This is a genomic window from Pseudomonas neuropathica, assembly GCF_015461835.1.
Taxonomy (GTDB): domain Bacteria; phylum Pseudomonadota; class Gammaproteobacteria; order Pseudomonadales; family Pseudomonadaceae; genus Aquipseudomonas; species Aquipseudomonas neuropathica.
On record NZ_JACOPX010000009.1, the window covers coordinates 52,229 to 65,835 of the forward strand.

Here is a 13,607-nt window from a genome sequence, read left to right on the forward strand (position 1 = left end):
ACACCGCCACCGCTTAATGGCCACACCCGAGCAACACCTGCTCAGGCAATCGTCCTTAACGTGTGGTTGCGCAGTGCAGCCCAGGAGAATGTAAATGTCCCGTACTTCGACCCTCGGTAAAAAATCCATTGGCCTGATCGGCGCCGCGCTGGCGGGCGGCCTGATGTTGTCCGGTTCGGTGTTTGCCGCTCAACCACTGGCGCAGGGCTACATGGTTGCGTCGGCGGAAACCTCGGTGAAAGCGCCGGAAGGCAAATGCGGTGAAGGCAAATGCGGCGATGCTTCGATGGCCAAGACAGACAGCGACGGTGACGGCAAGGTCTCGCGCGCCGAATTTCTGAAAGTCGCGCCGAAGTCCGACTTCGACAAGATCGACACCAACCACGACGGTTTCATCGACGAGCAAGAGGCCTACAACAACGTGAAGGCCAACTTTGAAGCCAACGGCAAGAAGATGCCAAAAGGCTTGTTCGAGCACCTGAAAGATCAAGACGGCGCTTGATCGACAGTAAAAAACAAGCCGCGCTTCTCCTGAGAGAAACGCGGCATTTTCACGTCTGCCCGTTTACAACTGGAAGCGCCGCACCATGCCCTGCAAGGCATTGGCAAGTTTCGACAACTCGTGGCTGGAGGCACTGGTCTGGTCGGCACCGGCGGCCGAACGTACCGATAAATCACGAATGTTCACCAGGTTGCGATCCACTTCCCGGGCTACTTGCGCTTGTTCTTCAGCTGCGCTGGCGATCACCAGATTGCGTTCATGGATCTCATGCACCGACGCGGTAATGGTTTGCAGCGCCTCACCGGCACGCTCAGCCAAGGCCAGCGTGGTCGTCGCACGCGCGGTACTGGCCTGCATCGAATCCAGCGCCAGGCTCGAACCGCTGCGCATGCCCTGGACCATCTGCTCGATCTCCTGCGTCGATTGCTGCGTGCGATAGGCCAGCGCGCGTACTTCATCGGCGACTACGGCAAAGCCTCGCCCGCTCTCCCCGGCGCGTGCCGCCTCAATCGCCGCGTTGAGCGCCAGCAAATTGGTCTGCTCGGCAATCGCCCGAATCACGTCGAGCACTTTGCCGATGTCCTGCGATTGATTGGCCAGTGATTGCACCAACTCACCGGTCTGTTGCACGTCGCTGGCCAGTGCATTGATGGCCGTGGCGGTCTCACTGACCCGCACCTGGCCCAGATGCGCCGACTCGCTGGATTGACGGGTCGCGTCAGACGTCGACACCGCATTGCGTGCGACCTCTTCCACTGCGGCCGTCATCTGGTTGACGGCCGTCGCGGCTTGCTCGATTTCGGTGTTCTGTTGTTGCAGGCCCTGGGTGCTGTCGAGTGTTACCGCATTGAGTTCATCGGCAGCGGTCGCCAGTTGCGTCGCCGAACCACTGATACCCTGCAGCGTCTCGCGCAGGTTCTGCTGCATGGTCGCCAAGGCTTTGAGCAAACGACTGACTTCATCATTGCCATGGGTTTCGATCGGCCGGGTCAGATCCCCCTGCGCGACACTTTCGGCGGCACTCACGGCGCTGCTGAGCGGGCGAACGATACTGCGAGTGAGCATCATCGCCAGTGCCACCGTGGCCAGCGCGGCCAAGGCAATGAACAAGCTGACAATCATGCGCGAGTTTTCGTAGTGCGCAGCGGACTTCTGGCTTTCCGCGGCGACCTGTTTGGCGAACAGATCCGCCAGATCGTTGAGTTGTTTGCCGGAGCCATCGACGACGGTTTTCATGTCGACCAGCAACAACCTGGTCAACTCATCACGCTTGCCTTGCTCGGCGAGGGCGAAAGATTGAGCGATACCGCTGCGATACGCGGCAAAGGTCTTTTTGAATTGGTCGTATAGCTGCTGGCCTTCCGGGGTGTTGACCAGTTTGTCGTAAGCGGCGATTTTCTCGCTCAGCTCCTTGTCGCGGGTGTCCATCTGGCTGCGGTAGGTGGCGATATTGTTCGCATCCTGATCCAGCGCCATGCGCAGTGAGATGGTGCGGATGCGCAGCATGATCTCGCGGATCTCGTCGCCGCCACGAATGCTCGGCAGCCACTGGTTTTCTACTGCGACTTCACTATCGCGAATGCTCGACATCTGCCCCAGCGCAAACACGCCGAGCAAGGCCACCAACACCGCGATCAGGGCGAACCCCAGGGCTGCCCGGGGAGCAATATTCAACTGACGAAGCAACATGACGAACGCCCTTATTCTTGTATTGGCCAGATTCAAGGGGCGAAGCCATGGCAGTCCCCTCGTGTTAGCGGGCTATCGGCAGGTTGTATGATGACTTGAAGGGGAAATGAGTTTTTGTCGGACAAAAAAAATCCCCGTATCTTTCGATACGAGGATTTTTAATATGGTCGGGGTAAGGGGATTCGAACTCCTGACATCCTGCTCCCAAAGCAGGCGCGCTACCGGACTGCGCTATACCCCGGTAAAAAAAAGGCGACCTTTCAAAGATCGCCTTCTTCGATCAGCGCTTTTGGCCTCTGATCTTAAGATTCGATCCCAGCGCAAACTGGTTTCAAAAATGGTGGGTCGTGTGGGATTCGAACCTACGACCAATTGGTTAAAAGCCAACTGCTCTACCAACTGAGCTAACGACCCAAAAATGGTCGGGGTAAGGGGATTCGAACTCCTGACATCCTGCTCCCAAAGCAGGCGCGCTACCGGACTGCGCTATACCCCGGCTTGAAATTGGCTCCGTGACCAGGACTCGAACCTGGGACCCAATGATTAACAGTCATTTGCTCTACCGACTGAGCTATCACGGAACTACATATTTCAATTTACAACGGTGAAACTTACTGCATCTAGCCACTCGTTCGCATCGCTGCGTTCGTGTGTCTGAGGCGCGCTATTCTACAACCTAGAACACCTCTGTCAACCCCCTAAATTGCTTTCAAGTTAATGATTTGCAACTTATTTCAGATTTCAACTCAGTGAGCTGAGACCGTCTTGGCGACTGACTGCGGGGCGCACTTTACAAGCCTTTTCCTTTGAGTTCAACAGCCTAACGAAAAAAAAGGCCCCACAATGTGGGGCCCTCCTTTTTTCATTGGCGCTCAGGCTCAGTTGAAAACGATTTCGTCGTTCTCGACAGTGCCGGTTGCCGTGTCGCCCGGCATGAAGTGACCCGAGAGGATCAACTGCGCCAGCGGGTTTTCGATCCAGCGCTGAATTGCCCGTTTCAAAGGACGTGCGCCATACACCGGGTCGTAGCCAACGGCGATAAGCTTGTCCATCGCTTCCGGGCTGAGTTCCAGCTTCAGCTCGCGCTCGGCCAGACGGCTGCGCAGACGGCCCAACTGAATCTCGGTAATACCCGCGATCTGATCCCGCGCCAAAGGCTCGAAGATCACCACTTCATCGACCCGGTTGATGAACTCCGGACGGAAGTGCGACGTCAGTGCATCCATTACGGCAGCACGCTGCGCTTCGCGATCACCGACCAGTTCCTGGATCTGTACCGACCCCAGGTTCGAGGTCATGACGATCACGGTATTGCGGAAGTCCACCGTGCGGCCATGGCTGTCGGTCAGGCGACCATCCTCGAGCACTTGCAGCAAGATGTTGAACACATCCGGGTGCGCCTTCTCGACTTCGTCCAGCAGAATCACCGAATAAGGCTTGCGACGCACCGCCTCAGTCAGGTAACCACCCTCTTCGTAGCCGACGTATCCCGGTGGCGCACCGATCAGGCGAGCCACGGAATGTTTCTCCATGAACTCGGACATGTCGATTCGCACCATCGCCTCTTCCGTATCAAAGAGGAACTCGGCCAGCGCCTTGCACAGCTCGGTTTTACCAACACCAGTCGGGCCGAGGAACATGAACGAGCCGCTCGGACGATTCGGGTCGGACAACCCGGCGCGCGAACGGCGTACCGCGTTGGCCACAGCGACCACGGCCTCTTCCTGACCGATCACCCGTTTGTGCAACAGGCTTTCCATCTTCATCAGCTTGTCGCGCTCGCCCTCGAGCATTTTCGACACCGGGATGCCGGTCCACTTCGACACAACTTCAGCGATTTCTTCTTCAGTCACCTTGCTGCGCAGCAACTGGTTCTCGCTCTTGCCGTGCTGGTCGACCATTTGCAGGCTGCGTTCCAGATCCGGGATCACCCCGTACTGCAATTCGGCCATGCGATTGAGGTCGCCTTTACGGCGCGCGGCCTCCAGCTCCTGACGCGACTGTTCGATCTTCTGCTGAATCTGTGCAGAACCCTGCACCTCGGCTTTTTCCGAGTTCCAGATTTCTTCCAGATCCGAGTACTCACGCTCGTGGCGGACGATTTCTTCCTGGAGTTTCTCCAGACGTTTCATCGCCGCTTCGTCGCTTTCCTTCTTCAGCGCCTGAGATTCCACCTTCAACTGAATCAGGCGACGCTCCAGACGATCGAGCACTTCCGGTTTGGAGTCGATTTCCATGCGGATGCGGCTAGCGGCCTCGTCGATCAGATCGATGGCCTTGTCCGGCAACTGCCGGTCAGTGATGTAGCGATGGCTGAGCTTGGCCGCGGCGATGATCGCGCCGTCGGTGATTGCCACCTTGTGGTGAACCTCGTAACGCTCTTTAAGGCCACGCAGGATGGCGATGGTGTCTTCCTCGCTCGGCTCATCCACCAGGACTTTCTGGAAGCGTCGCTCAAGCGCCGCGTCCTTCTCTATATATTGGCGGTACTCGTTGAGCGTGGTCGCGCCAACGCAGTGCAACTCACCGCGAGCCAGCGCAGGCTTGAGCATGTTGCCGGCATCCATCGAGCCTTCGCCTTTACCGGCGCCGACCATGGTATGCAGTTCGTCGATGAACAGAATGATCTGCCCTTCCTGCTTCGACAGCTCGTTGAGCAACGATTTCAGGCGCTCCTCGAACTCGCCGCGATACTTGGCGCCGGCAATCAGCGCGCCCATGTCCAGCGAGAGCAGACGCTTGCCCTTGAGGCCGTCCGGCACTTCGCCGTTGATGATGCGCTGGGCCAGGCCTTCGGCGATGGCGGTTTTACCCACGCCTGGCTCACCGATCAGCACCGGGTTGTTCTTGGTGCGGCGTTGCAGAACCTGAATGGTGCGGCGAATTTCGTCGTCACGACCGATCACCGGATCGAGCTTGCCGTCTTCGGCGCGCTTGGTCAGGTCGACGGTGTACTTATCCAGCGCCTGCCGCGACTCCTCGTGGTTGGCGTCGTTAACCGCTTCGCCACCACGCAGATTGTTGATCGCGTTTTCCAGGGCTTTCTTGCTCACGCCCTGGCCGAGCAGCAACTTGCCGAGCTTGCTGTTCTCGTCCATCGCGGCGAGCAACACCAGTTCGCTGGAAATGAACTGGTCGCCCTTCTGCTGGGCCAGACGGTCAGCCTGATTGAGCAGGCGCGCCAGATCCTGCGACATATTCACATCGCCGGTCGGGTTCTGGATTTTCGGTAATTGGTCGAGCTCTTTGGTCAGCTCTTTACGCAAGCTGTTGACGTCGAAGCCCACCTGCATCAGCAGAGGTTTGATCGAACCACCCTGCTGTTCAAGCATGGCTTGCATCAAGTGCGCTGGCTCAATCGCCGGATGATCGTGGCCGACAGCCAACGACTGGGCGTCGGACAAGGCCAACTGTAATTTGCTGGTTAAACGGTCTATTCGCATAAGTCACCTTCCTTTTGAGCAGGCCGGACCTAAAAAACCATCCTGAATAAAGAAACCTGCCAGATACCACTGTAGATGCGGTCGATTCTGGGAGATTCAAGCGTCAAAGAGTTGATGCAGATCAGAGATTCTAGCGGGTGAGCCAGACTATAGAGGCGAAACGACCGGTGCGAGGCGCACGGCGATAAGAAAAGAAGCGCGGATCGGTCACGGTGCAGAAACCGCCACCATAAACAGCGGTGACACCCCGCTCAGCCAGACGCAGACGCGCCAGCAAATAGATGTCAGCCATGAACTTGCCAGCATTGTGGCTTGGCACGAAGGCTGATGCCGCTTCCGGCAATTGCTTGACGAAGACTTCCCGAACTTCCGGGCCGACTTCAAAGGCTTGCGGGCCGATGGCAGGGCCGAGCCAGACCAGTACTTCTGCGGCCGGAACATCGAGACTGTCGAGGGTAGCTTCCAGCACACCCGCCGCCAACCCCCGCCAACCGGCATGAGCCGCCGCGACACGGGTGCCGGCACGATCGCAGAACAATGCCGGCAGACAGTCCGCCGTCATCGCCGCGCAGGCGATACCCGGCGTTGCTGTCCAGCTGGCGTCTGCGGTCGCAACAATGCCCGGATCCGCATGCGCCACGGCAATTCCGTGCACTTGCTGCAACCAGGCAGGCTTTATAGAGAAGTGATCGGTCAGGCGTCGACGGTTCTCGGCAACGGCCTCAGGACGATCATCAACATGATCGCCCAGATTGAGGCTGTCAAACGGCGCCTCGCTGACACCGCCCTCGCGGGTGGTGACGCAGGCTCTGACGCTGACCGGCGCGGGCCAGTCCGGCGTCAGCCAGTTCATCCGATGAAGGCCTCGCGATCCTGCTTGAGCAAGGTCAGCAGCCAGACGAAATCTTCCGGCAGCGGCGATTCCCAGCTCATGCGCTCACCGGTCGTCGGATGATCCAGCTCAAGGAAGCGCGCGTGCAGGGCCTGACGCGGGAAATGCTTGAGGGATTCAACCATCGTCGGGTTCGCGGCTGGCGGAATGCGGAAACGGCCGCCATACGCCGGATCGCCGACCAACGGGAAGTTGATGTGCGACATGTGTACGCGAATCTGGTGAGTACGACCGGTTTCCAGCTTCACCCGTACGTGGGTGTGCGAGCGGAAGCGCTCCAGCACGCGATAGTGGCTGACGGCAGGCTTGCCACCTTCCATCACAGCCATGCGCTGGCGCTGTTGGCCGTGGCGACCGATCGGGGCGTTGATCTTGCCACCGGCCGTCACCACACCAATCACGATGCACTCATAGATGCGGCTGACGCTGCGACTCTGCAATTGAGTAACAAGCTTGGTCTGCGCCTGAATGGTCTTGGCCACCACCATCAGACCGGTGGTGTCCTTGTCCAGACGATGCACGATACCGGCGCGCGGGACATTGATGATGTCCGGCACGTGGTGCAGCAAGGCGTTGAGCAGCGTGCCATCGGCGTGACCGGCAGCCGGGTGTACCACCAGGCCCGCAGGCTTGTTGATCACCAGGATGTCGTCGTCTTCATAGACGATGTCGAGTTCGATGTCCTGGGCGATCCACTCGCCCTGGGCTTCCTGCTCGGCAGTCAGCTCAAGGATGGCACCGCCGTGCACGATGTCGCGAGGGCGGATGACCGCCCCGTCCACAGTCAGGCGACCTTCTTTGATCCAGGCGGAAAGGCGCGAGCGAGAGTGCTCAGCGAAGAGTTGGGCAGCGACTTGATCGAGGCGTTGGCCGCCCAATTCGGACGGCACCTCTGCGCGAAGTTCAATTTTATCGGACATGCTCTGACTGTGCGTCGGCACAGCTTTTGGTTTCGGCTGCGCGCTTGTGGTTAAATACGGCGTCTTTTGCCCCGAGGCTTTTCAACGGGGCGCTCATCATAACAGGACGGCCCCGCCCAAGACAGCGGCCGTCATAGGGACGCAAGCCGCCATGCAAGTGAAACACCTGCTGCTGATCGCCATCCTCGCATTGACCGCTGCTTGCTCATCGAAGGAAGTCGTAGACGAAAACCTCAGCGAAGCCGAGCTGTATCAGCAGGCTCAGACTGACCTGGACAACAACAGCTACACCAGCGCCACAGCCAAGCTGAAGGCTCTGGAGTCGCGTTATCCGTTCGGTCGCTACGCCGATCAGGCACAGCTGGAGCTGATCTACGCCAACTATAAGAACGCCGAGCCGGAAGCAGCAAAATCCGCTGCCGAGCGTTTCATTCGTTTGCACCCGCAGCATCCGAACGTGGATTACGCGTACTACTTGAAAGGTCTGACCTCGTTCGACCAGGACGTCGGTCTGCTGGCGCGCTTCCTGCCGCTGGACATGACCAAGCGTGACCCAGGCGCCGCGCGTGACTCGTACAACGAGTTCGCCCAGCTGACCAGCCGCTACCCGAACAGCCGCTACGCGCCGGACGCCAAGCAGCGCATGATTTATCTGCGCAACCTGCTGGCCGCCTACGAAATCCACGTGGCCGACTATTACCTGACCCGTCAGGCTTACGTAGCCGCTGCCAACCGTGGTCGCTATGTAGTGGAAAACTTCCAGGAAACCCCATCGGTCGGCGACGGCCTGGCGGTGATGACTGAAGCCTACCAGCGTCTGCATCTGGACGACCTGGCAGCCACCAGTCTGGAAACCCTGAAGCTCAACTACCCGAATCACCCGAGTCTGCAAGACGGCCAGTTCGTGCCTCGGGTTGCCGAAGCCGACAACCGTTCGTTCCTGAGCAAGGCGACTTTGGGTCTGATCGAGTCGCGTCCACCGCTGCCGCCGGGAGAAACCCGCGCCAACCAGGACGTGCAGAAGCAGTTCCAGGACGCGAAAGACGCGATTCCGAACGAGCTCAAGCCTAAAGACGAAAACGGCGACGTGATCGAAGAGCCAGAGCCTGAGTCGAGCAACACCGACCGCTCGTGGTTCAGCTACATGACTTTCGGCGTGTTCGACTGATCACACCGGATGTACAAAAAGGGAGATCTGCGGATCTCCCTTTTTCATTTCTGCGCTTTAATCCGCTGTGCGCTTGTCGGGAGCTTGGCTAAACTGCCGGATCATCAGTCGGAAAGCCGCTCATCATGCTTCGTTTATTGTTCTGGATCGTCGTGATTTTTGCCGCGATATGGTTGTGGCGTAAATTCAAGGCGCCTGCCGCGTCCAATCAATCCAACCGTGCCCCTCGCGAACAGGACGCCCCACCAATGGTGCGTTGCGCCCATTGCGGCGTGCATCTGCCGCGCGACCGCGCGCTGAGCGTGCAACAACAGTGGTATTGCAGCCAGGCTCACCTTGAGCAAGGCCCGGGTACCCGTGATCGCTGAGGCCACCCACGCCGACAGCAAACAGGCGCAGCGCCTGCTGCGCCTTTATCATCTCTACCGCTTGAGCATCGGCATCACGCTGGTGCTGCTGATCTCCAGCAACATGGATAACCGCCTGCTGACGTCGGCCAACGACGAATTGTTGCGCGGTGGCAGTTGGCTGTATCTGATCCTCAACATTCTGTTGGTGGTGTTCCTTGAAAACACCCGACGGCCAGCGCAGCTGTTCAGTCTGGCCCTCGTCGATGTCCTGCTTTTATGCGGTTTGTTCTTTGCTGCGGGCGGCGTCGGCAGTGCGCTGGGCAATTTGCTGATTGTCTCCGTGGCGATCAGCAACACCCTGCTACGGCGGCGCATCGGGCTGTTGATCGCCGCCATCGGTGCGCTGGGCATCGTCGGCTCGAGTTTCCTGCTCGGCTTCAACCATGCCCTTAGCGCCAATGAATACTTGCAGGCCGGCACCCTCGGTGCGCTGTGCTTTGCCGCGTCGTTGCTGGTGCAGGGACTGATCCGCCGCCTCGAAGTCAGCGAAACCCTTGCCGAGCAACGTGCCAGTGAAGTGGTCAGCCTCGAAGCCCTCAACGCGCTGATCCTGCAACGCATGCGCACCGGCATTCTGGTGCTCGACGAGGCGCGGCGGGTGCAACTGGCCAACCACAGCGCGCAAACCCTGCTTGCGCAGTCGCACCTTCAGGGGCATTTGATCGATGACTATTCCACGACGCTGGTCGATCGCCTGCAACTGTGGATGAACAACCCGACCTTGCGCCCGCAGAGCCTGAAAATCCCCGGCAACGGCCTGGAGCTGCAACCGAGCTTCATCGCCCTCGAACAGAGTCCCAACCAGCAGACCCTGGTATTTCTCGAAGACCTCGCGCAAATCGCCCAGCAAGCCCAGCAACTTAAGCTCGCCGCACTCGGGCGCCTGACCGCCGGCATCGCTCACGAGATCCGCAATCCGTTGGGCGCCATCAGTCATGCCGCGCAGCTATTGGCTGAGTCCGAGGAACTCGATAGCGCGGATCGGCGTCTGACGCAGATCATTCAAGACCACTCCCAGCGCATGAACCGAGTCATCGAAAACGTCCTGCAACTGTCCCGCCGCCAGCAAAGCGCGCCGCAACGCCTGGATCTCAAGCCATGGCTGGAAAACTTCGTTGTCGAGAGTCGTGAACAGGCCAGCGAACGCCAGCAGATTCACCTGCGGATCAATTCGGGAGATTTCACCACGCTGATGGACCCGAACCAGCTCACGCAAATTCTCGACAATCTGTTACGCAACGGCTGGCGCCACAGCGCCCTGCTGCATGATCAGGCCGAAGTCTGGCTGTCGTTGTTCAGTGATCCCGACAGCCAGCTGGCGGTCCTCGAAGTGCAGGACAACGGCCCCGGCGTGCCTGCCGATGAACAGACACATCTGTTCGAACCCTTCTTCACCACCAGCAGCCAGGGCACCGGCCTTGGGCTTTATCTGTCCCGTGAGCTGTGCGAAAGCAACCAAGCGCGCCTAGACTTTCAGTCACGCCAAGGCGGCGGTTGCTTTCGCATCACCTTTGCTCACGGACGGAAACAAAGTTGAACACGAGCCCACGGCAAAAAATCCTCATCGTCGACGATGAACCGGATATCCGCGAACTCCTGGAAATCACCTTGGGACGGATGAAACTCGACACCTACAGCGCGCGTAATCTGGCTGAAGCCCAAGCGCTGCTGAACCGCGAGAAATTCGATCTGTGCCTGACCGACATGCGCCTGCCCGATGGTACCGGGCTAGAGTTGGTGCAGCACATCCAGCAACGCTATTCACAACTGCCGGTGGCGATGATCACCGCCTATGGCAGCCTGGAAACGGCCATCAACGCTTTGAAAGCAGGTGCTTTCGACTTCCTCACCAAACCGGTGGACCTCACTCGTTTGCGCGAACTGGTCGGTACCGCCCTGCGTATGCCGGCGGCGGGAGGCAGCTTTACCTCCATCGATCGGCGCTTGCTTGGTGATTCGCCACCGATGCGCATTCTGCGCAAGCAAATCGACAAACTCGCTCGCAGTCAGGCGCCGGTGTACATCAGTGGCGAATCGGGCAGTGGCAAGGAACTGGTTGCGCGCCTGATTCATGGACAGGGGCCGCGCGCCAGCCAGCCGTTCGTACCGGTGAACTGCGGAGCGATCCCGACGGAACTGATGGAAAGCGAGTTTTTCGGCCATCGTAAAGGCAGTTTCACCGGCGCGGTCGAGGACAAGCCCGGGTTGTTTCAGGCAGCCCATGGCGGCACGTTGTTTCTCGATGAAGTGGCGGACTTGCCGTTGTCGATGCAGGTGAAGTTACTGCGCGCGATTCAGGAAAAAGCCGTGCGCAGTGTCGGCGGCCAGCAGGAAAGCGTGGTCGATGTGCGGATTCTCTGCGCCACGCACAAGGATCTCGATGCAGAGATCGCGGCCGAACGCTTTCGTCAGGACCTTTATTACCGCTTGAACGTGATCGAACTGCGCGTGCCGCCCTTGCGAGAGCGGCGCGATGACATCGAAGTGTTGGCGGCGCACATGCTCAAGCGTTTGGCCAAGGACACCGGCCAACCGGCAGCGCGTTTACATCCTCAGGCATTGGAAGCGCTGAAGAATTACCGGTTTCCGGGGAACGTGCGGGAGTTGGAAAACGTGCTTGAGCGGGCACACACCTTGTGTGAAAACCGCACGATCGAGGCTGAAGATTTACGTCTGAGCGAAGGCAACTGCGCGGCGGACGGCGGGATTGCCGATCTGACGCAGATCGACAATCTGGAAGATTATCTGGAGAACGTCGAGAGGAAGCTGATCTTGCAGGCGCTGGAAGAAACGCGCTGGAATCGCACGGCGGCGGCGCAGCGGTTGAGTCTTTCGTTCAGGTCTATGCGTTACAGGCTGAAAAAATTAGGCCTGGACTGAGGGGCCCCATCGCGAGCAGGCTCACTCCTACAGGGATCTAGGGTGTTCACAAAATGTGAGTTAACCGGAGATCCATTGTAGGAGTGAGCCTGCTCGCGATGACGGCCATCCGAACGCTGAAGAAATATCAGACTAGATGCGGCCCTCGGGCGCATACGGCGCCGGATCAATAATCGGCGCCCTTCCCAGCATCACATCGGCAAACAACTGGCACGACGCCGGCGCCAGCACCAGCCCATTGCGGTAATGCCCGCAGTTCAACCACAACCCGTCGACCCCCGGCACCCGGCCAATGTACGGAATGCCCTCCGGCGAACCCGGACGCAACCCCGCCCAGTGCCCGACCACTTCGGCATCCGCCAGCGCCGGCAACAACTCAACCGCTGAAGCCTTCAGGCTTTCCAGGGCCACATCGGTCGGCGTCTTGTCGAACCCTTCGTGCTCCAGCGTGCTGCCGATCAGGATATGCCCGTCACGACGCGGAATCGCATAACGGCCCTTGGCCAAGACCATACTCGGCAGAAAATCCGCCGCGCACTTGTAGAGAATCATCTGGCCCTTGACCGGTTCAACCGGCAGCGTCAGGTCCAGCGTCTTGAGCAAATCACCGCTCCACGCACCGGCCGTCAGCACGACCTGATCACCTTTGATCACGCCGTTGGAGGTGTCGACGCCGACGACCTGCGCGCCCTCACGGACGAACCCGCTGACCTCGCACTGTTCGTGAATCGTCACGTTCGGCAGTGCCTGTAAGGCCGCCTTCAGCGACTTCACCAGACGCGGATTGCGCACGTTGGCGACATCGGCCATGTAGATCGCCCGCGAGAAACCGCCACCGAGGACCGGCACCGCATCATGCGCCGCCGAGATATCCACAGCCCGCAACGGGCGGTTTTCCCGCTCGGCCCAGGCCAGCGCTTCGGCTTCGTCGTCCAGATCCAGCCAGTACAGGCCCGTGGTGTGTACCTCAGGATCAACCCCGGTATCGGCAAACAAACGCTCGCCGAGTTGTGGATAAAAATCCTGCGACCAATGCGCCAGCGCGGTAACCGCCGGGCTATAGCGCCATGGATACAACGGCGAAACGATACCGCCGCCCGCCCAGGACGACTCCTGGCCGAGGTTGGAACGATCGAGCAGCACCACGCTGCGTACTTCGGAGGCGAGATTGTAGGCGGTCAACAGGCCAATCACCCCGCCACCGACAATCACCACTTGCTGTTGCCTGGTCATGTTTGTTCCAACCGTAAAAAAGACAGTGGGCGCAAAAGGCACCCGAAAGAAAGCGCCTCAGCGGCCCCAGCAATCCTTGGTGGTCAGCCCGGTAGTCGCGTTGTTCATGCTTCTGACGCCGGTGTTGGTCAGGGTAAAGTCCCCGCACTTGTCGGTGGCCATGGCCGTGCCCGTTTTACGGGTGGCGGTCAGCAGGAAGGTCTGGTCAGCGATGGTCGGGGTGATGGTGTAGAAATCATTGCCCGTGCTGAGTCCGGTGATGCCGGTATAGACATTGTTCTTGGTGTAGAAACGTTCGAGGCTCTGCGCCTGCTCCGAAAGCAGTGACACCACTTCGGCGCGGCGGCCCTTTTTCAGGTACTCGGTATAGCTCGGTGCGGCGATGGTGATGACGATACCGATGATCGCAATCACGATCATGATTTCGATCAGGGTGAAACCTCGGTTGGATCTACGCATGCCTCAAACTC

General features: G+C 59.2%; 11 protein-coding genes, 4 tRNA genes and 1 pseudogene. 5 read left to right on the forward strand and 11 right to left on the reverse strand.

The annotated features are described in order from the left end of the window. Window positions 1-94 precede the first annotated feature (94 nt). Window positions 95-502 carry an HvfA family oxazolone/thioamide-modified RiPP metallophore gene (locus H8F23_RS14495; RefSeq protein WP_016986236.1) on the forward strand — a complete coding sequence of 136 codons (408 nt, stop codon included), beginning with the start codon at window positions 95-97 and terminating at the stop codon, window positions 500-502. Between the two features lie 63 nt (window positions 503-565). Here the strand turns inward: H8F23_RS14495 and H8F23_RS29305 are convergent, their stop codons facing one another. The 9 genes and pseudogenes from H8F23_RS29305 to rluD all read right to left on the reverse strand — a co-directional run bounded on the left by H8F23_RS29305 (window position 566) and on the right by rluD (window position 7,446). Continuing rightward, the gene (locus H8F23_RS29305) at window positions 566-1,429 is read right to left on the reverse strand and encodes a methyl-accepting chemotaxis protein (RefSeq protein WP_407692562.1); all 864 of its coding nucleotides are present in this window, start codon (window positions 1,427-1,429) and stop codon (window positions 566-568) included. Beyond that, window positions 1,421-2,191: pseudogene (locus H8F23_RS29310) on the reverse strand (MCP four helix bundle domain-containing protein); the annotation flags it as partial. The gene H8F23_RS29305 and the pseudogene H8F23_RS29310, both read right to left, overlap by 9 nt. 164 nt (window positions 2,192-2,355) lie before the next feature. After that, window positions 2,356-2,432, reverse strand: a tRNA-Pro gene (locus H8F23_RS14505). 97 nt (window positions 2,433-2,529) lie between these two features. Continuing rightward, window positions 2,530-2,605 (reverse strand) — tRNA-Lys (locus H8F23_RS14510). A gap of 5 nt (window positions 2,606-2,610) precedes the next feature. Next, window positions 2,611-2,687: transfer RNA gene (locus H8F23_RS14515), tRNA-Pro, on the reverse strand. 9 nt (window positions 2,688-2,696) lie between these two features. After that, window positions 2,697-2,772, reverse strand: a tRNA-Asn gene (locus H8F23_RS14520). A 297-nt stretch (window positions 2,773-3,069) separates the two neighbouring features. After that, complete coding sequence (gene clpB / locus H8F23_RS14525; protein WP_194934823.1) at window positions 3,070-5,634, reverse strand: ATP-dependent chaperone ClpB; 2,565 nt, start codon at window positions 5,632-5,634, stop codon at window positions 3,070-3,072. A gap of 130 nt (window positions 5,635-5,764) precedes the next feature. Continuing rightward, the gene (gene pgeF / locus H8F23_RS14530) at window positions 5,765-6,487 is read right to left on the reverse strand and encodes a peptidoglycan editing factor PgeF (protein ID WP_194934824.1); all 723 of its coding nucleotides are present in this window, start codon (window positions 6,485-6,487) and stop codon (window positions 5,765-5,767) included. Beyond that, on the reverse strand, window positions 6,484-7,446 hold the full coding sequence (rluD, locus tag H8F23_RS14535) for a 23S rRNA pseudouridine(1911/1915/1917) synthase RluD (protein ID WP_034153865.1): 963 nt from the start codon (window positions 7,444-7,446) through the stop codon (window positions 6,484-6,486). The genes pgeF and rluD overlap by 4 nt, the downstream gene beginning before the upstream one ends. Before the next feature lie 151 nt (window positions 7,447-7,597). On the opposite strand from rluD, the gene H8F23_RS14540 reads away from it, so the two are divergent. From H8F23_RS14540 to H8F23_RS14555, 4 genes are all read left to right on the forward strand, one after another. Further along, on the forward strand, window positions 7,598-8,614 hold the full coding sequence (locus H8F23_RS14540) for an outer membrane protein assembly factor BamD (RefSeq protein ID WP_093434846.1): 1,017 nt from the start codon (window positions 7,598-7,600) through the stop codon (window positions 8,612-8,614). A 125-nt stretch (window positions 8,615-8,739) separates the two neighbouring features. Beyond that, window positions 8,740-8,982, forward strand: a complete 243-nt coding sequence (locus tag H8F23_RS14545; protein ID WP_093434843.1) for a PP0621 family protein — start codon at window positions 8,740-8,742, stop codon at window positions 8,980-8,982. Further along, window positions 8,972-10,561: a sensor histidine kinase gene (locus H8F23_RS14550; RefSeq protein ID WP_194934825.1), complete on the forward strand. Its 1,590-nt coding sequence runs from the start codon at window positions 8,972-8,974 to the stop codon at window positions 10,559-10,561. Before H8F23_RS14545 ends, H8F23_RS14550 begins: the two co-directional genes overlap by 11 nt. Further along, window positions 10,558-11,904, forward strand: coding sequence for a sigma-54-dependent transcriptional regulator (locus H8F23_RS14555; protein WP_194934826.1), 1,347 nt, complete (start codon window positions 10,558-10,560; stop codon window positions 11,902-11,904). Before H8F23_RS14550 ends, H8F23_RS14555 begins: the two co-directional genes overlap by 4 nt. A gap of 132 nt (window positions 11,905-12,036) precedes the next feature. On the opposite strand, the gene thiO is transcribed toward H8F23_RS14555, so the two are convergent. Then, window positions 12,037-13,137 (reverse strand): glycine oxidase ThiO, encoded by a 1,101-nt coding sequence (gene thiO, locus H8F23_RS14560; protein ID WP_194934827.1) that lies wholly within the window; start codon window positions 13,135-13,137, stop codon window positions 12,037-12,039. A gap of 57 nt (window positions 13,138-13,194) precedes the next feature. Further along, window positions 13,195-13,596, reverse strand: coding sequence for a type IV pilin protein (locus tag H8F23_RS14565; RefSeq protein WP_194934828.1), 402 nt, complete (start codon window positions 13,594-13,596; stop codon window positions 13,195-13,197). Between the last annotated feature and the right edge of the window lie 11 nt (window positions 13,597-13,607).

Coding starts and splice junctions, on each gene's coding strand:
- thiO (WP_194934827.1), bottom strand. CDS start 13,137: ATGACCAGGCAACAGCAAGTGGTGATTGTCGGTGGCGGGGTGATTGGC.
- H8F23_RS14495 (WP_016986236.1), top strand. CDS start 95: ATGTCCCGTACTTCGACCCTCGGTAAAAAATCCATTGGCCTGATCGGC.
- pgeF (WP_194934824.1), bottom strand. CDS start 6,487: ATGAACTGGCTGACGCCGGACTGGCCCGCGCCGGTCAGCGTCAGAGCC.
- H8F23_RS14565 (WP_194934828.1), bottom strand. CDS start 13,596: ATGCGTAGATCCAACCGAGGTTTCACCCTGATCGAAATCATGATCGTG.
- clpB (WP_194934823.1), bottom strand. CDS start 5,634: ATGCGAATAGACCGTTTAACCAGCAAATTACAGTTGGCCTTGTCCGAC.
- H8F23_RS14540 (WP_093434846.1), top strand. CDS start 7,598: ATGCAAGTGAAACACCTGCTGCTGATCGCCATCCTCGCATTGACCGCT.
- H8F23_RS29305 (WP_407692562.1), bottom strand. CDS start 1,429: ATGCAGCAGAACCTGCGCGAGACGCTGCAGGGTATCAGTGGTTCGGCG.
- H8F23_RS14545 (WP_093434843.1), top strand. CDS start 8,740: ATGCTTCGTTTATTGTTCTGGATCGTCGTGATTTTTGCCGCGATATGG.
- rluD (WP_034153865.1), bottom strand. CDS start 7,446: ATGTCCGATAAAATTGAACTTCGCGCAGAGGTGCCGTCCGAATTGGGC.